Below are 20,083 nucleotides of genomic sequence, written 5' to 3'. Positions count from 1 at the left end.
CATTGGGTTGTAATCAACCTGTTTTCATTTTAGATTTTAAGGAATAAGTATGGTCGTCATTCGACTGGCACGCGGCGGTTCTAAGAAGCGCCCTTTTTACAGCATTGTTGCTACTGATAAACGCAACCGTCGTGACTCGAACTTTATCGAGCGTATCGGTTACTTCAACCCACAAGCAGCGGCAACTGAGCAAGCAATGCGTATTGCTCAAGACCGTTTGACTTACTGGACTGGTGTTGGCGCGCAGATTTCCCCAACAGTAGTTCGTTTGATCAAAAACAATCCAGCTGTTTAATATTCGATTGCTAAAAGCTTCATCGATGTGATGAAGCTTTTAGTGACAGAATTTCTAGTAGTTTTTATTTTGGGAAAATAAGGTGTCATTGCAAATGAGTACGCCTTCCCTAGATGAATTGATTGAACTTGGCGCCATCTCTGAGGCGCAAGGTTTGCAGGGACAAGTGAAGGTTAGGCCTCACTCACCAGAACCTGTAGCACTTCTCTCTTCTAAGTCCGTTTGGCTATCTCTTATCCCTCGTCGGGATGCAGGCGTTTCTGTATATACAGAGCAAGCGTCTTTGACTCAATACAAAGTGAAAAGCGCCAAGATGCATAGTGGTAATGTGGTGCTTACTCTGGATGGGGTAACTGATCGTGATCAGGCGCTCGCGTTAAAAGGTTCTCGCATCCTAGTGGCGCGCGACGCTTTTCCAAAAGCGGAAAGTGATTCCTATTATTGGGTTGATCTGATTGGCTGCAATGCAGTAAATTTGCAAGGCGAAGTGCTTGGTGAAGTGATTGATGTTACCGAGAATGGCGCTCATGGTGTTATTACTATTGGTGATGCATCAACGAAGACGATCAAGTACTTAGTGCCCTTTGTAAAGGAAGTGGTGCAAAACGTAGACCTACCCAATAAAACGATTACGCTTGATTGGCAGTCTGACTGGCAATAAGAACGCAAAGATTAATTTCAAAAATAATTACCGATATGCGCTTTGATGTTGTTACCTTGTTCCCTGAAATGTTCTCTGCCTTAACGCAGTGGGGCATTACTGGTCGCGCATGTGAACAATCATTGGCCAGCGTTCATCTTTGGAATCCTCGTAACTTTTGCTCTGATCCTCGTAAAACCGTAGACGACCGTGCTTATGGCGGCGGACCTGGCATGGTGATGATGGCCAAGCCCTTAGAAGATACGGTCGCCGGAATTACGGCAGCCCATCAGGCGGCAAACATCAAATCAGGCCCAATTTGCTTATTGGCACCCCAGGGTGAGCGTTTTTCTCAGAAGATCGCGGCAGATATCCTGGGTTACGGCAATTTGAGCTTTATTTGTGGTCGATATGAGGCTATTGACCAACGTTTTGTTGACCGAAACGTTGATTTACAGCTTTCTATCGGTGATTTTGTGCTTTCTGGGGGCGAAATCCCCGCTATGGCCATGATGGATGCGGTCATTCGATTGATCCCAGGGGCGCTTGGGGATGGCGAATCTGCCACTCAGGATAGCTTTATGAACGGTCTTTTGGACTATCCGCACTACACCCGCCCTGAAATATATGAAAATTTATCCGTCCCGGACGTGCTTTTGGGCGGACATCACGCTAAAATAGCGGATTGGCGTCGGCAGAAGTCTTTAGAGCTGACGTTCAGGTTAAGGCCGGACTTAATTGAATCGGCCAGAGCCAAAGGGTTGCTAACCCGAGAAGATGAACAATTTCTTCGCTCTCTGTAAATACTTTCAGTAGTGTGCAGTGGTGAATAGGTGGTTTAGTTTTTTGGTTTAGTGAAATTGTTTTAACTGCATCCTCTGTTAGGTCCGTTGATTTAGATCTCGGGATTAAACGCTAATACGATGTTTAAGGATTGAAAATGAATTTAATTGAAAAAATTGAGCAAGAAGAAATTGCTCGCTTAAGTGCTAACAAGGTTTTGCCTAGCTTTGCTCCTGGCGATACAGTAGTTGTTGGTGTGAACGTTGTTGAAGGTGCGCGTAAGCGTACACAGGCGTTTGAAGGTGTTGTGATTGCAAAGCGCAATCGCGGACTCAATTCCAGCTTTATCGTTCGTAAGATTTCATCTGGCGAAGGTGTAGAGCGTACATTCCAAACTTACTCACCATTGATCGCTAGCATTGAAGTGAAGCGTCGCGGTGATGTACGTCGTGCTAAGTTGTACTACTTGCGCGATCGTTCAGGTAAGTCTGCACGTATTAAAGAGAAGCTTCCTGCACGTAAAGTAGCAGTAGCAACTCCAGCCGCATAATTAATGCTGGCTTGATTTAAAAAGGCGGCCTCGGTCGCCTTTTTTGTTGCCTTAGAATATGAATATGCCCAAGAACTCAACACCTGAAGATAATGCAATCAACGTTGCTGCACCTCCAGGATTTGATGCGCAAGCAATTCCGATTCATGCAGTGTGCTCGGCTGAAAAAAAGGTAGCACCAGAATTTTTGGAGCCAGCTGGTTTAAGGGCTAGGCTGAGCTCACCCCCTCAATGGGAGCCAGAGATTACCGATGAAAACCGTCATGTGATTGCTGCTGACATTATTGCTAAGCGGCAAGCCGTAGGAAAAGTGACCAAAGCAGCAGTGCTGATTCCTCTGCTGTTAAAGGAAGATGGCCTATCCGTATTGCTAACGCAAAGAACCAATCATTTGCGCGATCATGCAGGCCAAATTAGTTTTCCAGGGGGTCGTATGGATCCTGAGGATCAAAGCCCTAATGACACCGCCTTGCGTGAGAGCAAAGAAGAAATCGGGTTGGATCCTGGGCGAGTGGAGATTATTGGTCATTTGCCACAGTATTTAACGGTTTCTGGCTATAGCGTCACCCCAGTAGTAGGATTGGTCCAAGCTCAGGCAGAATATGTCTTAGATGAGTTTGAGGTGGCTGATGTATTTGAGGTGCCGCTGAGTTTTTTGTTGGATCCCGCCAATCATCAGGTCAGATTGTGGCAAAGTGAGCAGGGTGGACGACGTTTTTATTCAATGCCTTATGAGAACCGCTTTATTTGGGGTGCCACTGCGGGGATGTTGCGTAACCTTTATCATTTATTAAAAGTATGACTTTCTTTTCTATTCTCTTCGCCCTTATTGCTGAGCAATACCGCCCAGTGACTTCAAGCCATTGGATTGCACGTGTATGTGCTCGCTGGTTAGACTGGGTCGCCGCCGAGTTCGGTGGCAAGACTGAAGACGGTGCAAGCCCTATCGGTGCTCGCATGGCTTGCTTAGTAGCCTTCATACTACCTACTTTCTTAGTCTTCATTGTGTATGTCACTTGCATGGTGACTTATCCAATCTTAGGTTTTCTTTGGAACATCGTCATCGCTTATTTGTTTTTTGGCTTCCGTCAGTTCAGCCATTCTTTTACTGCAGTGCATGAAGCAATTGAAGCGCATGATTTACCTGCAGCTCGTGCTGCTTTGGGTGAATGGTATGGCTCAGAATTGGATACCTCCAATCTCTCAGAGACAGAAGTGATTTCTTTGGCGCTAGAGCGCGCCATTATTGGTTCACACCATCACGTGTTTGGCGTACTGTTCTGGTTCATGATGCCAATGGGTCCAGCAGGTGTTGTGCTTTACCGCTTGGCTGATATTGCCTCTCAACGTTGGTCAGAGCGTGGCGACCTTAATCTCAGCGAATCCGCTCGTCATTTCTTCTACGTTTTGGATTGGGTTCCTGCGCGCATTACCGCAATGGGCTTTGCCATTGTGGGTAACTTCGAGGGTGCTGTATATGGCTGGCGCTATCTCACCCAAAAATGGTCAGACTCTTTGTCTGCAGTAATTTTGGCAGCAGGTAGTGGTGCATTGGGCGTCCGCCTTGGTGAGCCAATGAGTGAGCCTGATAGTGATGAAGCCTTACGCATGGCCGAAGCAGGTGAACCAGTTATTTATGAAGTAGGTCTTGAGCCTACTGAACGAACCATGCGCTCTGCAGTCGGATTGGTGTGGCGTCTCGTTATCGCTTGGATGGCTTTGTTGATAATGCTGACCATCGCTCTTTGGCTTGGCTAATTCCCTGAATTTGTACATCAGCTGTTTTTGAATCCGAGTGCAGCTGTCTAAATAGCGCCAGTCTTTCTGGCGCTATTTCATTTCTATCTACTGCTTCTCTTACTGCACAATCTGGCTCAGTCAAATGCGCGCAGTTATGAAAGCGGCACTTACCTAGCAAGTCTTTAAATTCCCTAAAGGCATGCTGCAATTCACTAACAGACATGTGCGCCAAACCAAACTCCTGAAAGCCTGGTGAATCAATGAGGGCGCCAAGCTTGCCTGTCGCATCTCTGCCCCAAGCCTCAGGCAATTCAAAATAACGGCATGCAGTAGTAGTGTGTTTGCCGGTATCTAAGCGAACTGAATATTCTTGGGTCAGTGCGGCAGCATTCGGTATCCAGGCATTTAATAGACTGGACTTGCCCATGCCTGATTGGCCTACAAAGACAGAGACCTTGCCCTGCAGGGCAGACTGTAATGAATCGATTGAGGCTGGATCAAATTTGGCAGAGACTTCGCTGACTTGATATCCCATGCGAGCATAGGGCGCGATAATTTTACGTGCGTGTTCTAAATTATCTGTAAGGTCACACTTGTTGAGCAAAATATGTAGACCAATTTGATTAGCTTCAGCAGCCACCACTGCTCTACCCAAAAGATCGGGTGAGAAGGCAGGCTGAGTGGCAAGTACCACCAAGATTTGATCCACATTTGAGGCAATTAGCTTGCTCTTAAACGCATCTGAGCGATAGAGAAGATTTTCTCGGGGTTCAATTTGAATAATGCGGGCTTGATCGGCCGAAGTCATCTCAAGCAACATACGGTCACCCACAGCGCCAATATGTTGCTTAGCTGGAGTGCTGACTTGTATTAATGGACCATCAGGTGATTCTTGATCAGCAGCATCTGCAATTAAACGCTGCGCTAAATAATGCCTTCCGTAGGAGGCAATCAATAGCGCATGAAATTGCTCCATCGTTATGAGCTAAACCGCTGTAAGTTAGCAATGCGCAAGGGCGCAGGCGGATGTGAGCTATAAAAAGCGGTATAGATCGGATCGGGCGTGAGGGTCGAGGCATTATCTTGATATAGCTTCACTAGTGCCGCAATTAAATCTTTTGCGGAAGATTTCTCAGCGGCAAACCCATCTGCCTCGTACTCATGCTTACGAGAGGCTAGGCTAGAAAGTGGTGTGAAGAAAAAACTAAATACAGGTGAGACCAGCATAAAGAGTGCCAATGCGAGGCCACCGTTATAACCATTGAGGTTAGGCATTACGCCTAAGTCTGTGTAGAACCAGACCTTGGTGCTGATCCAACCCAATAGAGCAAACATCGCAAAACTGAGGGCGAATGAGACCAGGAGGCGTTTACGAATATGTTTACACTTGAAATGACCAAGTTCATGGGCGAGCACCGCCTCGACTTCGCCTGGATTAAGTTTCTCAATCAAGGTGTCAAAAAATACAATGCGCTTAGCTTTACCCATACCGGCAAAGAATGCATTGCCGTGAGCGCTACGTTTACTGCCATCCATCACAAACAGGCCTTGACTCGCAAAGTCACAGCGTTTTAGTAGCGCTTCAATCTGTGTTTTTAAAGGACCATCTTCTAAGGCTTGAAACTTATTGAAGAGTGGTGCGATAAAAGTTGGGAAGATCCACTGCATGAGCAAGCTAAATGCTGTCAACACTGCCCACGCCCAAAGCCACCATAACTCACCAGCCTTAGACATTAAAGTCAGAATGACCCACAGTAGTGGAATGCCAATCGCGCCGCCCACTGCCATTCCTTTAAACATATCCGTGAAGAATAGTTTTTTCCCCATACGGTTAAACCCAAAGCGTTCCTCTAAATGGAACTGCTTGTACCAGGAGAAGGGCATGTCAATCACGCCAGAAATGATCACGACTGAAACCAGCAGGGCAATTTGTTGAGTAATACCTTCACCCAAAAATTGCAGTAATGCTATGTTCAGAATTTGTAGGCCACCTAATAAGGTGAAGCCAATTAAAATAATAGCGCTGACTCCATTCTCTAAAATGCCAAGACGTAATTTAGCGATAGTGTAGTCAGCTGCTTTTTGATGTTCGGCTAAAGTCACTTTTTCGGCAAAATCTGCGGGGACAGCATTACGATGCTGCGCCACATAGCGAATTTGACGTTGGGAGAGCCAATGGCGTAAGCCAAAGCTAGCAATAAAGGCAATTAGAAAAACAATTGTGAATGTCATGAGATCATTATAGATATGAGCGAGCAAACTAACACTACAGCCACACCAGCATCCAAGGCAGCGCCAGCGAATGAGCACCTGATTTGGGTAGATATGGAGATGTCAGGTCTAAACCCGGAAACCGAACGGATTCTGGAAATTGCCATCATTGTGACGGACGCCCACCTCAATACCATCGCCACAGCACCGGTCTGGGTAGTGCATCAGGAAGATGCTGTTTTAGATGCTATGGATGCCTGGAATAAAGGTACGCATGGGCGATCTGGTTTGATCGATAAAGTGAAGGCATCCACTTTAGATGAGGCAACGGCGGAGGCAGAATGCATTGCCTTCTTGAAAAAATATATTAAGGCTGGTATTGCTCCAATGTGCGGTAATACGATTGGTCAAGATAGACGCTTTATGGCGAAATATATGCCAAAGTTAGAGGCTTACTTTCACTATCGAAATATTGATGTATCTACTTTGAAAGAGCTCTGCAAGCGTTGGCATCCTGAGTTGGTGAAAGGCTTCACCAAGAATCAGGCCCATACTGCTTTGGCAGATATTGAAGAGTCCATCGAAGAGCTGAAGTACTACCGCGAGAAATTTATCGTACCCTTACCTCAGTAATCTTATGGGCGCATCAAAAGATAAAGGTCTGCATTGCGGACCTTTTGTGTATCTTCTCCAAGCAGTTGAGATCAAGTTTTCTTAAGAGCACTCTTCGGTCTGAAGACTTTAATGACGGTTTCATCAGTTTCGATATATGGGCCGCCAATTAAATCAATGCAGTAAGGCACTGCTGCAAAGATGCCGGGAACAATCGATTTACCGTTCTCGTCTTTCAGGCCTTCAAGCGTCTCTGCAATTGCCTTAGGTTGTCCGGGCAGGTTAATGACCAGGGCGGCATGACCCTCAATTTCTCTGAGGACAGCCGTCTGTCTAGATAGAATCGCAGTCGGCACAAAACTTAGGCTAATCTGACGCATTTGTTCGCCAAAACCAGGCATCTCACGAGTGCCGGCTTCACGGGTGGCCTCAGGGGTGACATCTCTTCTGGAGGGGCCAGTACCCCCTGTAGTTAGAACGAGGTCGCAACCTAGTTCATCCACAAGCTCAACGATCGACTCGGTAATGGCTTCGGACTCATCGGCAATGAGGCGTTCATGAAAAACACAGGGATTACTAATGGCCTTCAAAAGCCAGGTTTGTAGGGCAGGAATGCCTTCATCCTGATAGACGCCTTTGCTGGCGCGATCTGAGATGGAAATGAGGCCAATTTTGACCTCGTTAGGGCTGTTTCGTTTCAGGGCTTCTGTATGCTTCATGTTTCTATTCTAGCTATTATTAGGGTATGTTTACATACACATCCAACCAGTTTCAAGAAATCATCGATTTCATGCTTAAAGAGGCCAAAAGAAGGGGTGCCTCAGATGCCGTAGCGGAGGTTTCAGAGGGTCAAGGCCTCTCCGTTACCGTTCGTAAGGGTGAGGTTGAGACGATCGAGCAAAGTCTGGATAAGCAAGTGGGGGTCACCGTATTTTTGGGTCATCACCGCGGTAACGCCAGCACTAGCGATTTCTCTAAAGCATCATTAAAGGCAACGGTAGATGCCGCCTATCACATTGCACAACATACTGCAGAAGATTTGTGTGCTGGCCCGGCTGAGAAGGATCTCTTAGAAAAAAATCCGCTGGATTTAGATTTGTTTCATCCATGGAATATTGATGCAGCCGGTGCAGTAGAAATCGCACGTAGTGCTGAGGGCGCTGCATTTTCAGTGAGCAAACAAATTCAGAATAGTGATGGCGCATCGGTATCCGCGCATCATGCGCATTTCATGATGGGAACATCGCATGGATTTATGGGTGGCTATCCTTTTTCTCGTCACTATATTTCTTGTGCGCCAATCGCTAGCGAAGGTGGCAAGAAGGCTCATATGCAACGTGACGATTGGTATTCCAGCTCTCGCATTCCCGAGGAATTGGCCGATCCTGCTGCAATCGGAACGTATGCAGCTCAGCGAGCCTTGTCACGTCTCAAGGCCAGATCTCTAACAACTCGACGTTGCCCGGTGATCTTTGAAGCGCCCCTCGCTGCGGGTTTATTGGGCGGCCTAGTGCAAGCTGTTTCAGGCGGCGCTCTTTATCGCCGCTCCAGCTTTCTACTCGATAGCTTGGGTAAGCAAGTATTGCCCAAACATATCAGCTTGTTTGAAGATCCGCATCTAAAGTCAATGACTGGTAGTGCACCATTTGATGAGGAGGGTGTGAAAACTTCTGCCAGAACAGTGGTGAACAAAGGAATACTCGAAGGTTATTTTTTATCGACTTATTCTGCTCGCAAGTTAGGCATGAAAACCACCGGTAATGCTGGTGGGTCACATCACCTGACTTTACAAAGTAAGAAAACGCCTAAGGGCGGCTTACCTGCACTATTAAAAGAAATGGGCACCGGTTTATTGGTTACAGAATTAATGGGGCAGGGGGTCAATTACGTGACAGGTGATTATTCACGAGGCGCATTTGGTTACTGGGTTGAGAATGGAGTCATTCAATACCCTGTTGAAGAGGTTACCATCGCTGGTAATCTACGCGATATGCTGATGGATATCCAGCTAATTGGCAGTGATACTCTTATTCGTGGCACTAAAGAAACGGGATCGATTTTGCTGGGCTCAATGACCGTTGGTGGAAAATAAAGCAAGACAATCAATACAGACTCAAAAAATAGTCTTGATATAAAAAATTTATTATTTTTTAAAGGGGTGACGGAAATGCAAAGACGTTCATTTTTAAAGAAAGCCACTATTGGTGCCGGAGCTGCAGCCTTAGCTGCACCGTCGATTGCACAAAGTTTACCAACTCTAAATTGGCGTCTGGTTTCAAGCTTCCCTAAATCATTAGATACTTTATTTGGTACTCCTGAGGTATTCGCTAACGCTTTGCGTAAGGCTACTGACGGAAAATTTAACGTCAAGGTATTTGCAGCTGGTGAAGTAGTTCCAGCGCTTCAGGTATTGGATGCTGTACAAAATGGCACTGTAGAGTGCGGGCACACTGCGAGCTATTACTACCTTGGTAAAAATAGTGCTTTTATCTTCGATACTGCTGCACCATTTGGTTTAACTGCTCGCCAACAATCTGCTTGGATGCTGCATGGTAATGGTATGAAATTAATGCGCGAACTCTATGCCAGTTACAACATTGTGAATTTCTTGGGCGGCCAAACTGGCACGCAAATGGGTGGATGGTTTCGAAAAGAAATTAAATCACCAGAAGACCTCAAGGGCCTGAAATTCCGTATCGCCGGATTTGCAGGGCAGGTGCTTGCAAAGCTTGGTGTAGTGCCACAACAGCTTCCGGCCGGTGAGATTTATTCGGCTCTGGAAAAAGGCACAATTGATGCTGCTGAATTTGTTGGACCCTATGACGATGAAAAGTTAGGTCTAGCAAAGGTAGCCAAGAATTACTACTACCCCGCCTTCTGGGAGGGTGCCGCTGGACTTTCTTTCTTGGTCAATAAAAAGCAGTGGGATTCTTTACCGCCTGCCTATCAGGCAGCATGGGAGGCGGCTTGTTTCGAAGCGCATACTGATATGTGCGCAAAGTACGATGCGTTGAATCCACCTGCATTGCAACGTCTTTTGCAAAATGGTGCTGTACTCCGCAAGTTTAATACTTCTATCCTGGATGCGTGTTTTAAAGCAAGCCAAGAAACCTATGCCGAGGAGTCTGCGAAGAATCCGCAATTCAAAAAGATTTTTGAGGACTACCGCGCATTTAGAAACATGGAAGCGCAGTGGTTTAATGTGGCTGAGCAAGCGTTTGCTCAATATAGTTTTAGCAAGAAACTCTGAAACTTAAACTATCTGGTAAAGGCTACACTCAAAGGATGCTCCTTTCACTGCAACCCATATGAATCTCTCTGAAATCTGGGTCCGCATTAAGCAACATCCTTTATCTCGGGTAGGTCCGGGATTGGTTACGGGTGTGGCGGATGATGATCCTAGTGGGATCGTCACTTATTCTCAAGCGGGTGCGCAATTTGGCCTAAATATGCTTTGGACAATGCCCTTTGCATATCCTTTGATGTCGACCATTCAAGTCTTATGCGCTCGTATCGGCAGGGTGACTGGCCGTGGTTTATCTGCCAATATGAAATTGGCTTTTCCGCCGGCTGTATTGGTAACTCTAGTTTTTTTGCTGTTGATTGCAAATGTGTTGAATATCGCTGCAGATATTGCTGCAATGGGTGAGGTTGCACAATTGGTTACGGGCATTAATTGGCATATCATGACCGGCATCTTTGTATTGTTGACCCTAGCATTGCAAATACTGATTCCTTATCGCCACTATGTTTTCTTTTTGAAGTGGTTATCCCTGTCCCTGCTAGCGTATGGTGCCGTGCTTTTTACGGTTCATATTTCTTGGGGTGATGTGATCTGGAGTACCTTCTTTCCTCAGTTGACCTGGAGTGCGGATTCGGCTGCAGTAGTGGTCGGGATCTTTGGCACTACCATTAGTCCTTATTTATTTTTTTGGCAATCCTCTCAGGAAGTGGAGGATATGAACTTGCGTGGTCAGCCCAGTCTGCTTGAACAGAAAAATCCTGAGGTGGTGACAGCGGAGCTCAGAAGAATTCGTTGGGATACTTGGAGCGGCATGTTGTACTCCAATGTGGCTGCGTACTGCATTATTCTCGCTACGGCAGTGACCCTCTATGCTGCCGGTGTACGTGACATCAATACCGCGGCCGAGGCTGCATCGGCATTAAGACCACTTGCCGGCGAGTTTACCTTTCTGCTTTTTGCGCTGGGGATCTTGGGCGTCGGGCTGATGGGTGTACCGGTTCTTGCTGGCTCGGCTGCCTATGCTTTGTCAGAAGTGTTTGGCTGGCGCTCTAGCCTGGAAGATAGCGCTGCTCAAGCAAGCAAGTTTTACGCCATCATTGCCTTGAGCCTGTTGGTTGCCCTAGCGATTCAATACTCACCCATTAGTCCGATGAAAGCCTTGTTTTGGAGTGCGGTAATCAATGGGATTGTCGCTGTACCACTCATGGTGGCTATTATGTTTTTGTCATCAAAACAGTCGGTGATGGGGGTTCATGTCGCCTCTTTGAGCATGAGGATTCTCGGATGGCTAGCTACAGGCTTTATGGCCGTAGCTGCCGTCTACTTATTCATAGCTTGGTAAGATCGCTGGATGCTTGATTTACTCTTGACATCTTTGACGCAATCTTTTCACGCACATTCTTTGATATTTTTTGTGTGCGCGGTAATTAGCGTCATCATTGTCGGTATATCTAAAAGCGGCTTCGGAGCTGGGCTTGGCATTCTCTCTTTGCCCTTAATGGCCAGTCAATCTAGTATTAACGAAGCTCTTGCAATCTTGTTGCCGCTATTGATTGCGATTGATTTGGTTGGCTTAGGTCGATTTATTCGTAATGCCAATTGGCGTATTCTCAAGATCATTATTCCACCAGCGATAGCGGGCCTTTTATTGGGAATGTTTTTCTTCACCACTATCACGCCTAAGGTATTAACTCTATCAATTGGTATTTTTACATTGCTCTTTCTGATTCAGAATCTCGCCATGTCGAAAATGGATCTGAAAGAGACAAAGTCTTACCCTTGGCTTGGGCGTCTAATGGGTCTAACGTCTGGCTTCACTTCTTTTGTTGCGCATATTGGCGGCCCACCGATTACGGTGTATATGCTCAGAGAGAAACTCATGCCGATGGTTTACACCTCGACACTGGGGGTCTTTTTTACAATTATTAACTTTGGGAAGCTAGGCCCTATGCCTATTTGGACCTGCTAAATTACCGGCAGCTGGCAACCTCAATCATCTTATTGCCTTGCGTACCGGTAGGGGTCTACTTCGGCTTTTATCTAGCCAAAAGAATCTCAATGAAATGGTATTACCGATCAGTGAGATTCTTTTTGCTGATTGCCAGTGTCAAGTTAATTTCGGACGGGCTTATTTAGCCGCTAATACTTCTTGTAAGAAGCGCGAGATATCCATGAGCTCTTCATGATTAACGGAGTGTTCCATGGGGTATTCATTCCAATCTACTTGATAACCCATTTTCTCTAGTAAGGCATGCGATGCTTGGGCGCGATCAAGAGTCACCACTGGATCATAAGTGCCATGTGCCATAAAGACCAGTGCCTTAGCATTGGCTGCATGCTTCTCAATATTGGCAGTCATCGCTAAGGGTAGGTAGCCTGATAGGGCAATAATGCCGGCAAGTCTGTGTGGAAAACGTAAGCCAATATGCAAGGCCATTGCACACCCTTGCGAAAAACCAGCCAAAACAATCTTGTCATAGGCAATCCCGCGCTCAGCCTCTTTTTCTATTAGCCGAACAATCGCCGCTGCCGATTTTTGAATGCCTGCGGCATCTTCCTGATCCGTCAGATTCCTGCCAATGATGTCATACCAAGCTGGCATGACGTAGCCACCATTAACGGTGACGGGCATGCTTGGGGCGCTAGGAAATACAAAGCGAATGCCAGGGCATGCAGCTAGCTTTAATTCGGGAATGATGGGTACAAAATCATTGCCGTCTGCTCCAAGGCCGTGTAACCAGATAACGGCGGCTGTAGGATTCGGGCTGGTTTCCAACTCAATACAAGGGAGCATATTAATTTTCTCTAAAGTATGTTTAGTTGATGATTATCGACGGATACAGGTTTCTGCATTCTAAGTTGATACCCTGAGGGGTCTAAAGATGGGTAGAATCTCCCTGTTCCCCCATTTATTAGGTCATCCATGAACTCTAAAAAGCTAACCAACTTTATTCTAGGGGCGATGGTCTTAGGTGTCTTGGTTGGCTATCTTGTCAACTTGTACGGCGCAGGAACTTCTTTCCCCGATCAGTACGTCCTTTACATCTCAATCTTGACAGATGTCTTTTTGCGTTTGATTAAGATGATCATTGCTCCCTTGGTATTTGCCACCTTGGTTGTTGGTATAGCCAAAATGGGTGATGCCTCAACTATCGGTAGAGTGGGTCTGAAAACCTTCTCTTGGTTTATTTCCATGTCGCTAGTTTCTTTACTGCTTGGCTTGGTCATGGTCAATATTCTGAAGCCAGGTATTGGTGTGGACTTAACCCTGCCAGAGATCGCAGCGAATACGGGGCTAAATAAAGCTAGCTTAAATTTCCCAGATTTTGTGAGACATATTTTCCCGGTCAGCATCTTTGATGCGATGGCTAAAAACGAGATCTTACAGATCGTAGTTTTTGCTGTTTTCTTTGGGGTTGGCGCAGCAGGCATGGGTTCCCGAGCGGATGAGTTCATTCGTAATCTGGATATGCTCTCTCACATCATGTTAAAGATTACGACCGCAGTTATGAAAATGGCCCCTATCGCAGTCTTCTCGGCGGTTTCCTCTGTCATTGCTGAGAATGGTGTCAGCATATTAATGACCTATGGAAAATTCATGCTGAGTTTTTATGCTGCTATTTTCACCTTATGGATCGTCATCATTCTGATTAGCTCCTTGGTATTAAAAAATCGTACTTGGACTTTAGTGAAGATGTTGCGAGAACCCGCCTTACTTGCATTTACCACTGCGAGTTCAGAGGCGGCCTATCCAATGACTTTAGAAAGAGTGGAGCGCTTTGGCTGTAAAAACAAAATTGCTTCCTTCGTTTTGCCGGTGGGGTATTCATTTAACTTAGATGGCTCAATGATGTATTGCACATTTGCTGCGATCTTTATTGCGCAGGTCTACGGCATTGAGATGGAGCTCAGCCAGCAGCTATTGATGTTACTAGTGTTAATGATTACTTCAAAGGGGATAGCAGGTGTGCCGCGAGCCTCCTTGGTGGTCATTGCCGCAACCCTGTCCCAATTTAATTTGCCTGAAGCAGGTGTCCTATTGATCCTTGGGGTAGATCACTTCTTGGATATGGCGCGTTCAGCAACCAATGTATTGGGGAATGGCCTGGCAACGGCCGTTATCTCCAAGTGGGAGGGTGAACTCGAGGGCTAGCATTCCTTAAATGTTTCCCCTTTTGTTAATACCCAGGTGTAATATCGTCTTATTGGCCTGATCTAGATAGAGGGGTTGGTAATGAAACCGTTTTATATCGACTATCCCCAAGAAAAGATTGAAGAACATCAGCATGCCTATCGGTGCCTTCATTGCAAAATTCCAACTACCATCATTTTTGGCTTACTAGAGAATCACGCTGAACATTGCGACTACCGAATTCATCAAAGTAAATGGACTCAGCTGGCAGTTAAGCTCAGGCCTCACAAGACGCATTTTGACGAACCCCATGTTGACGAGGTAGATTGATGAAAACATATCCAATTGCTCTGGAATTAACAATTTGGGAAGATCTGGGGCTTAATCAATACGAGGTAACGATTGACGAGGTCTCCAAGATTTCTATTAAGCGTACGGATGATGTACTGCGAACCCGAGAGTTAACCGGTAATGAAGTGAGCACATTAATTGCTACCATCGAGTCCTTACGCGTTCCTGTAAGTGACGAGCTAAAGGGAGGTGAGAGCAATAAGGTATCGACTAGTTATGAGCTCATCGTCGAGTCTGCCCATTTCTCCTTGGAGTTCAACTGGGAGGATATTGATACCAGCGGTGTTAATTCAAAAGCTTTTGAATCTGTTTCTGCAATGACGGCGGTAGTAGTAAGCCTGGATTTATCTCGCTGAAATCCGATCTCAAGCCTCCATCACAATAAATTCACCTAGCGAGATTCTTTCTCTAAATTGCGAGAAGGAAAAAAGGGCTTTTATTTTCCGCGTATTAATCACCTCAATCTTCCCATCGGGGGTGAGGTTGGCAAGGTAATCTCCCTCAGGAAACAGTGCCTCAGGAATGCTTTCGGTCTCGAGTATTTGGGCCGGTAATACCAGGCTTTTTGTAATTTTTATACGCATAACGTATCTTAGGTTTTAATAATTAGAACGATATTTAGGTTTGCACAAGTTCAAAAACTCATGCACCAAAGAGGGGTTTTTATTGAAATCTCTTCGACAGCCTTTTAAGAAAAGGTTCTTGAGTCGCTAATAAGTCTATTAGACTCTTTAATGCACTTAAATAGGGCAAGGTAAATACTTAACTAGAGCCTTTCAAGCGCGTGCTCTTGCGGGTTTTTTCATAAAAAGAATTGGGCTTGCCTTTTACCCATTGAATAAATTTCTTCATCTCCGGATGTTCTCTTAGGATCTGGGCATGATGATATTGCTGGGCTAACTCAGATTCGGTAAACAAGGCATGTATTTGCTTATGGCAAATACGGTGAAGGTATTCAGTGGTTTTTCCACCCTTAGATTTGGGGATGAGATGGTGTGCATCTTTCTGTGAATCTGGGATGGGCCGATCACAGATAGGGCAAATGATTACCGCCGGCTTTTGTATTGCTGGGACCTCTTGAGAAATCAGTTTTTGACGAATTTTTCCAATCATAGTCTCAAGCTAGTTTATTGAATAAGTCTTAAACTTGCAGGGTGCCAAAACTAGCCCCCAAGACTCTCGCAGAACCCGATTTATCTCGCCTCATTGAAATGGCTTGGGAGGATCGCACGCCATTTGATGCGATTGAGAAGACCTTTGGTCTAGGTGAGCCTCAGGTGATTGCCATTATGCGCAAAGAGCTAAAACGCAGCTCCTTTGAACTTTGGCGCAAGCGGGTAACTGGACGAGCAACAAAACATAGCGCTTTACGTAGTGAAGATGTGACTCGAGCCTATTGCCCCACTCAATACAAAAATAAATGAAGCAGCAAATCAAGCAGAAAATCAAGCAGCAAACCACGGAGTCTGAGCGCTTAGTTCTGATTTTAGGGGATCAACTTGATTTGCAGAGCGCCGCATTACGAAGCTTTGATCCTCAAGCCGATGAAATCATCATGATTGAATCGGCTAATGAGGCTCAGTATGTTTGGTCGCATAAAGCCAAAATTGCTTTATTTCTTTCGGCAATGCGCCACTTTGCAGTAGAGCTTAAAAAGCTGGAATATCCACTGACCTACGTTCAAGGTTCGCATCTGCCTATTGTCGAGGTTCTCAAAGAGCATATTCTGCAAAAGAAGGTAAAGCATTTAGTTTGTATTGAGCCTGGTGAATGGCGTCTCAAGCAGGCGATTGAGGCATTAGCAAAAGAGCTCAATATTGAGCTAGAGATGCTTGAGGATGAGCATTTCTATTGCTCGCGCCAAGAGTTTGTGGAGTGGACTGCAGGCAAAAAAGAACTCAGGCTGGAGTACTTTTACCGCCTAATGCGTAAGAAGCACCATGTGTTGATAGATGCTGATGGTAACCCCGAGGGTGGTCAGTGGAACTTCGATCAAGATAATCGCAAGCCCTATCCGAAAAAGGGGCCTGGCATCATCGATGCTCCTGCGGCGTTTGAAGTGGATGCGATTACCAAAGAAGTATTGGCATTCGTTGCAAAGACTTACCCAGATCATCCTGGATCTTTGGGTTCATTTAACTGGCCCGTTACGAGAAACCAGGCTCTCCAAGCCCTTGAGTATTTTGTCGAATACCGCCTCAGAAACTTTGGCATTTATCAAGATGCTATGTGGATGGATACTCCATTTGGATGGCATTCAATTTTGTCGAGCGCATTAAACCTAAAGCTACTGAATCCTCGCGAGGTGATTGATGCGGTCATCATTGCTTGGAAAAAATATGCTTTAGATCTATCGACAATCGAAGGATTCATTCGACAAATATTGGGTTGGCGTGAATTTGTTCGGGGTATGTATTACCTTGATATGCCTAAGATGGCGCAAGATAACTACTATCAGCATCAGCGCTCATTACCCAAATGGTATTGGACTGGGCAAACCCAGATGGCTTGCATGAAAGATGCTATTGGTCAAACATTGCAATATGGCTATGCTCACCATATTCAGCGTTTAATGGTGACAGGAAACTTTGCACTTCTAGCTGAAATCCTGCCTCAAGAAGTGTGTGATTGGTATTTGGCGATTTACGTAGATGCGATTGAGTGGGTGGAGCTGCCTAATACGGCTGGAATGGCCTTATTTGCGAATGGCGGGCGGTTTACTAGCAAGCCCTATATAGCGAGCGGGGCGTACATCAAGCGTATGAGTAATTATTGCGCCTCATGTAAATACAAGCCTGAGATACGTTATGGGGAAGAGGCATGCCCAGTCACAACTTTGTATTGGAACTTTTTGATCAAGCATCGCGCTCAATTTGAAGCGAGCCCGCGTACTAAGTTAATGACGGCCAACCTCAAAAGAATTAGTGATGAAGATCAAAAAGAAATTGTGCTGCATGCCCAAAAGATTCTGAATCAGCTCGACATCCTTTAAGAGTGCTCATGAAGACAACACATAAGGGAAATAAAAGTTTTCTTCCAAGTAAGATTTGCGTTGTCTGCAAAAAGGAAATGACTTGGAGAAAATCCTGGGCTAAAAATTGGGAATTGGTCAAATATTGCTCTGAAGCTTGTCGAAAGAAAAAACTTCCATAAGCCTTGGTTATAAATACTTACGAAAGTATTTAATTTAGAAGCGTCAACCCACCTCAAAGCTGATCCGTTATGTAAGAAAGGGCTTAATGCCTTTATGAATGGGGTTCTATATGAAAAAAATACTAATATGCCTGCTTACTGGAGTCATGCTTGCAGGGATGGCTAGCTCAGCCAGTGCTCATGGTGGTAGGGGTTGGTACGGTGGATATGGTGGTTGGCGTGGTGGCTGGGCGCCCTTTGCTGTTGGTGCTGTGGCTGGAGCGGCTGTTGCCAATGCGTACTACAGGCCTGCGCGCATTTATTACACTCCACAATATGTTTATCCACCGCAATCACAAGCTGCCGCCTATTGCCCTGAAAATGGACTGTACTATCCACAGACACAGGCCTGCCCAAGCGGTTGGCAACGGGTGAGCTATTAGTTGCTGGGAGTAAAGTGCTTGCATGACACCCACTTTGTATTCTTATCGAAGATGTCCATATGCCATGCGAGCCCGCATGGCATTGAAGTATGCGGGTATTCAGGTTGAGCACCGAGAAATTGAGTTGCGCAATAAACCGCAATCGATGTTACAGCTCTCTCCCAAAGGAACGGTCCCTGTTTTGCGGATTGATGATCTCGTATTAGATCAAAGCCTAGATATCTTGCATTGGGCGTTGCAACAGTCTGACCCGCATGGGTGGGGGGAGGTTGATGAGTCTATCGCGAATTCTTGGATTGAACAAAATGATGGCCCATTTAAGACTCTATTAGATCAATATAAATATCCCAATCGATTCCCAGAGCTAGATCCAGAGGCAATTCTAGATAAAGCATTGCAAGTCATGTTGCTCCCTATGGAGCATGCGCTGCAAAACTTCCAATACCTAATGGGAGATAGATTAACTTGGGTGGACGTGGCTATCTTCCCATTCATTAGACAGTTTTCAATGGTGGATCCCAAAAGGTTTGAGCAAACCTCTATACCCGCAGTCAAAAAATGGCTCACTCAGCAGCTTGAATCTGAATTATTCGATTCAGTCATGCAAAAATATCCCACCTGGAATGATTGAGCACTCCCCGTAATACTGAGGGCGAAGTTTTAAGCTCAGAAAATAGGCTTTTATTAGATCAATTGCTGATTGATTTAAAGTACCCACTTGGAGCATAAAAGCATAATTCAGGGGATTTGATGGAGCCATTATCAAAGTTAAAAGTCGTAGAGATGGGGCAACTCATTGCTGGACCTTTTGCCGCAAAGACCTTGGCTGATTTTGGTGCTGATGTTATCAAGATCGAAACACTCAAAGAGGGCGATGCATTGCGCAAGTGGCGTCTTCTTAAAGATGGCACTTCAATATGGTGGCAAGTGCAGTCACGCAATAAGAAATCACTTTCCCTGGATTTAAGAAAAGCGGAAGCGCAGGATATTGTCAGGACCTTAGTCAAAGAGGCTGATGTATTAATCGAAAACTTTCGCCCTGGAACATTGGAGAATTGGGGCCTTGATCCAGAAAAATTACTTCAACTCAATCCTAAGTTAATTGTTCTTCGCATTAGTGGTTATGGCCAGACTGGCCCATACAGAGATAAACCAGGATTTGGTGTGGTTGCAGAAGCTATGGGCGGTTTGCGACATCTCACTGCTGAGCCTGGCAGAGTGCCGGTGCGGGTTGGTATCAGCATTGGCGACACTTTAGCGTCTTTACATGGTGTGATTGGTATCTTGCTAGCACTGCAAGAGCGTCATAACAGTGGTAAAGGTCAGATTATTGATATTGCATTGTATGAAGCAGTCTTTAATTGCATGGAAAGTCTGTTGCCTGAATACAGCGCATTTGGTGAAGTGCGGCAAGCGGCCGGTAGCGCCTTACCTGGCATTGCCCCAACTAATGCCTACCAGTGTGCTGATGGCGGTTATGTATTGGTTGCTGGCAATGGCAACAGCATATTCAAGCGCCTAATGACAGTGATTGGGCGTGAAGATTTAGGCAATGATCCTCAGCTAGAAAACAATGACGGTCGCGTCAAACGAGTCGCTGAGCTTGATCAAGCTATCGGCGAGTGGGCTAAAACAGTCATTACCACCAAAGCATTAGAGGCGTTAGATTCTGTATCCGTACCAGCGGGAAAAATTTATACGGTTGCTGATATTGCAAACGATCCACACTACAAAGCCCGAGAAAATATTCAAACGATTCAGATGCAAGATGGCACAAAGTTGGATGTGCCGGGCGTGATTCCGAAGTTATCGCGTACACCAGGATCCATAAAGACTCTTGCGCCAGATATTGGGCAGAACACCGATGAAATACTCAAAAGCATTGGTTTGAGTGATGATCAGGTCGCCTCTTTAAAAGAGCGCGGCATTGCATTTTCTAAATAAAGATTA

Annotated in this window: 26 protein-coding genes; 20 read left to right on the top strand and 6 right to left on the bottom strand. The window is 45.7% G+C overall.

Annotated features, from left to right (window positions below):
* Window positions 1–49 precede the first annotated feature (49 nt).
* The 6 genes from rpsP (at window position 50) to C2755_RS07450 (ending at window position 4,026) form a co-directional block, all read left to right on the top strand.
* Window positions 50–295, top strand: a complete 246-nt coding sequence (gene rpsP, locus C2755_RS07475) for a 30S ribosomal protein S16 (protein WP_011902362.1) — start codon at window positions 50–52, stop codon at window positions 293–295.
* Between the two features lie 94 nt (window positions 296–389).
* Window positions 390–956 carry a ribosome maturation factor RimM gene (gene rimM, locus C2755_RS07470; protein ID WP_215320537.1) on the top strand — a complete coding sequence of 189 codons (567 nt, stop codon included), beginning with the start codon at window positions 390–392 and terminating at the stop codon, window positions 954–956.
* Window positions 957–991: 35 nt separating this feature from the next.
* Window positions 992–1,738 (top strand): tRNA (guanosine(37)-N1)-methyltransferase TrmD, encoded by a 747-nt coding sequence (trmD, locus tag C2755_RS07465; protein ID WP_215320536.1) that lies wholly within the window; start codon window positions 992–994, stop codon window positions 1,736–1,738.
* Between the two features lie 137 nt (window positions 1,739–1,875).
* Window positions 1,876–2,268 carry a 50S ribosomal protein L19 gene (gene rplS, locus C2755_RS07460; RefSeq protein WP_072583649.1) on the top strand — a complete coding sequence of 131 codons (393 nt, stop codon included), beginning with the start codon at window positions 1,876–1,878 and terminating at the stop codon, window positions 2,266–2,268.
* 64 nt (window positions 2,269–2,332) lie between these two features.
* Window positions 2,333–3,070, top strand: coding sequence for a CoA pyrophosphatase (locus tag C2755_RS07455; protein ID WP_215320534.1), 738 nt, complete (start codon window positions 2,333–2,335; stop codon window positions 3,068–3,070).
* Window positions 3,067–4,026, top strand: coding sequence for a CobD/CbiB family protein (locus C2755_RS07450; protein WP_215320532.1), 960 nt, complete (start codon window positions 3,067–3,069; stop codon window positions 4,024–4,026). The genes C2755_RS07455 and C2755_RS07450 overlap by 4 nt, the downstream gene beginning before the upstream one ends.
* Here the strand turns inward: C2755_RS07450 and rsgA are convergent.
* Both rsgA and C2755_RS07440 read right to left on the bottom strand, forming a co-directional pair.
* Complete coding sequence (gene rsgA / locus C2755_RS07445) at window positions 3,971–4,984, bottom strand: ribosome small subunit-dependent GTPase A (RefSeq protein ID WP_215320530.1); 1,014 nt, start codon at window positions 4,982–4,984, stop codon at window positions 3,971–3,973. The two genes, C2755_RS07450 and rsgA, sit on opposite strands and share 56 nt — an antisense overlap.
* A gap of 2 nt (window positions 4,985–4,986) precedes the next feature.
* Window positions 4,987–6,240 carry a M48 family metallopeptidase gene (locus C2755_RS07440; RefSeq protein WP_215320528.1) on the bottom strand — a complete coding sequence of 418 codons (1,254 nt, stop codon included), beginning with the start codon at window positions 6,238–6,240 and terminating at the stop codon, window positions 4,987–4,989.
* A 15-nt stretch (window positions 6,241–6,255) separates the two neighbouring features.
* Here C2755_RS07440 and orn point away from each other — a divergent pair, with 15 nt between their 5' ends.
* Window positions 6,256–6,852, top strand: coding sequence for an oligoribonuclease (gene orn, locus C2755_RS07435; protein ID WP_215320526.1), 597 nt, complete (start codon window positions 6,256–6,258; stop codon window positions 6,850–6,852).
* A gap of 71 nt (window positions 6,853–6,923) precedes the next feature.
* Here orn and mog read toward each other — a convergent pair whose 3' ends face one another.
* Entirely contained in the window at window positions 6,924–7,550 is a 627-nt protein-coding gene (mog, locus tag C2755_RS07430) for a molybdopterin adenylyltransferase (RefSeq protein ID WP_215320524.1), read from the bottom strand.
* A gap of 26 nt (window positions 7,551–7,576) precedes the next feature.
* On the opposite strand from mog, the gene pmbA reads away from it, so the two are divergent.
* The 4 genes from pmbA (at window position 7,577) to C2755_RS07410 (ending at window position 12,044) form a co-directional block, all read left to right on the top strand.
* Complete coding sequence (gene pmbA, locus C2755_RS07425) at window positions 7,577–8,923, top strand: metalloprotease PmbA (protein WP_215320522.1); 1,347 nt, start codon at window positions 7,577–7,579, stop codon at window positions 8,921–8,923.
* A gap of 75 nt (window positions 8,924–8,998) precedes the next feature.
* A complete protein-coding gene (locus C2755_RS07420) occupies window positions 8,999–10,081 on the top strand; it encodes a TRAP transporter substrate-binding protein (RefSeq protein ID WP_215320521.1) in 1,083 nt (360 codons plus the stop codon).
* Window positions 10,082–10,139: 58 nt separating this feature from the next.
* Window positions 10,140–11,417, top strand: coding sequence for an NRAMP family divalent metal transporter (locus tag C2755_RS07415; protein ID WP_215320519.1), 1,278 nt, complete (start codon window positions 10,140–10,142; stop codon window positions 11,415–11,417).
* A 9-nt stretch (window positions 11,418–11,426) separates the two neighbouring features.
* A complete protein-coding gene (locus C2755_RS07410; protein WP_215320517.1) occupies window positions 11,427–12,044 on the top strand; it encodes a sulfite exporter TauE/SafE family protein in 618 nt (205 codons plus the stop codon).
* Between the two features lie 159 nt (window positions 12,045–12,203).
* Here C2755_RS07410 and C2755_RS07405 read toward each other — a convergent pair whose 3' ends face one another.
* On the bottom strand, window positions 12,204–12,869 hold the full coding sequence (locus C2755_RS07405; RefSeq protein ID WP_215320515.1) for an alpha/beta hydrolase: 666 nt from the start codon (window positions 12,867–12,869) through the stop codon (window positions 12,204–12,206).
* Between the two features lie 129 nt (window positions 12,870–12,998).
* Here C2755_RS07405 and C2755_RS07400 point away from each other — a divergent pair, with 129 nt between their 5' ends.
* The 3 genes from C2755_RS07400 to C2755_RS07390 all read left to right on the top strand — a co-directional run bounded on the left by C2755_RS07400 (window position 12,999) and on the right by C2755_RS07390 (window position 14,914).
* A complete protein-coding gene (locus C2755_RS07400) occupies window positions 12,999–14,228 on the top strand; it encodes a dicarboxylate/amino acid:cation symporter (protein ID WP_215320513.1) in 1,230 nt (409 codons plus the stop codon).
* Between the two features lie 81 nt (window positions 14,229–14,309).
* Window positions 14,310–14,537 (top strand): hypothetical protein, encoded by a 228-nt coding sequence (locus C2755_RS07395; RefSeq protein ID WP_215320511.1) that lies wholly within the window; start codon window positions 14,310–14,312, stop codon window positions 14,535–14,537.
* The gene (locus C2755_RS07390; RefSeq protein WP_215320510.1) at window positions 14,537–14,914 is read left to right on the top strand and encodes a hypothetical protein; all 378 of its coding nucleotides are present in this window, start codon (window positions 14,537–14,539) and stop codon (window positions 14,912–14,914) included. Before C2755_RS07395 ends, C2755_RS07390 begins: the two co-directional genes overlap by 1 nt.
* A gap of 9 nt (window positions 14,915–14,923) precedes the next feature.
* On the opposite strand, the gene C2755_RS07385 is transcribed toward C2755_RS07390, so the two are convergent.
* Window positions 14,924–15,142, bottom strand: coding sequence for a hypothetical protein (locus tag C2755_RS07385; RefSeq protein WP_072583635.1), 219 nt, complete (start codon window positions 15,140–15,142; stop codon window positions 14,924–14,926).
* A 178-nt stretch (window positions 15,143–15,320) separates the two neighbouring features.
* Complete coding sequence (locus C2755_RS07380; RefSeq protein WP_215320508.1) at window positions 15,321–15,671, bottom strand: HNH endonuclease; 351 nt, start codon at window positions 15,669–15,671, stop codon at window positions 15,321–15,323.
* A gap of 41 nt (window positions 15,672–15,712) precedes the next feature.
* Here C2755_RS07380 and C2755_RS07375 point away from each other — a divergent pair, with 41 nt between their 5' ends.
* The 6 genes from C2755_RS07375 (at window position 15,713) to C2755_RS07350 (ending at window position 20,077) form a co-directional block, all read left to right on the top strand.
* Window positions 15,713–15,982, top strand: coding sequence for a TIGR03643 family protein (locus C2755_RS07375; RefSeq protein WP_215320506.1), 270 nt, complete (start codon window positions 15,713–15,715; stop codon window positions 15,980–15,982).
* Window positions 15,979–17,550 carry a cryptochrome/photolyase family protein gene (locus tag C2755_RS07370; RefSeq protein WP_215320504.1) on the top strand — a complete coding sequence of 524 codons (1,572 nt, stop codon included), beginning with the start codon at window positions 15,979–15,981 and terminating at the stop codon, window positions 17,548–17,550. The genes C2755_RS07375 and C2755_RS07370 overlap by 4 nt, the downstream gene beginning before the upstream one ends.
* Before the next feature lie 8 nt (window positions 17,551–17,558).
* Window positions 17,559–17,711 carry a DUF2256 domain-containing protein gene (locus C2755_RS07365; protein ID WP_215320500.1) on the top strand — a complete coding sequence of 51 codons (153 nt, stop codon included), beginning with the start codon at window positions 17,559–17,561 and terminating at the stop codon, window positions 17,709–17,711.
* Window positions 17,712–17,821: 110 nt separating this feature from the next.
* On the top strand, window positions 17,822–18,133 hold the full coding sequence (locus tag C2755_RS07360) for a hypothetical protein (protein ID WP_215320498.1): 312 nt from the start codon (window positions 17,822–17,824) through the stop codon (window positions 18,131–18,133).
* A gap of 22 nt (window positions 18,134–18,155) precedes the next feature.
* Complete coding sequence (locus C2755_RS07355) at window positions 18,156–18,764, top strand: glutathione S-transferase (RefSeq protein WP_215320496.1); 609 nt, start codon at window positions 18,156–18,158, stop codon at window positions 18,762–18,764.
* A 119-nt stretch (window positions 18,765–18,883) separates the two neighbouring features.
* Window positions 18,884–20,077, top strand: coding sequence for a CaiB/BaiF CoA-transferase family protein (locus C2755_RS07350; RefSeq protein WP_215320494.1), 1,194 nt, complete (start codon window positions 18,884–18,886; stop codon window positions 20,075–20,077).
* The last annotated feature ends 6 nt before the right edge of the window (window positions 20,078–20,083 follow it).

It is taken from the genome of Polynucleobacter sp. MWH-S4W17, from assembly GCF_018687535.1.
Classification (GTDB): Bacteria; Pseudomonadota; Gammaproteobacteria; order Burkholderiales; family Burkholderiaceae; genus Polynucleobacter.
The sequence above is the reverse complement of the archived record's forward strand: the minus strand, read 5'-3'. Positions and strand labels throughout refer to the sequence as shown.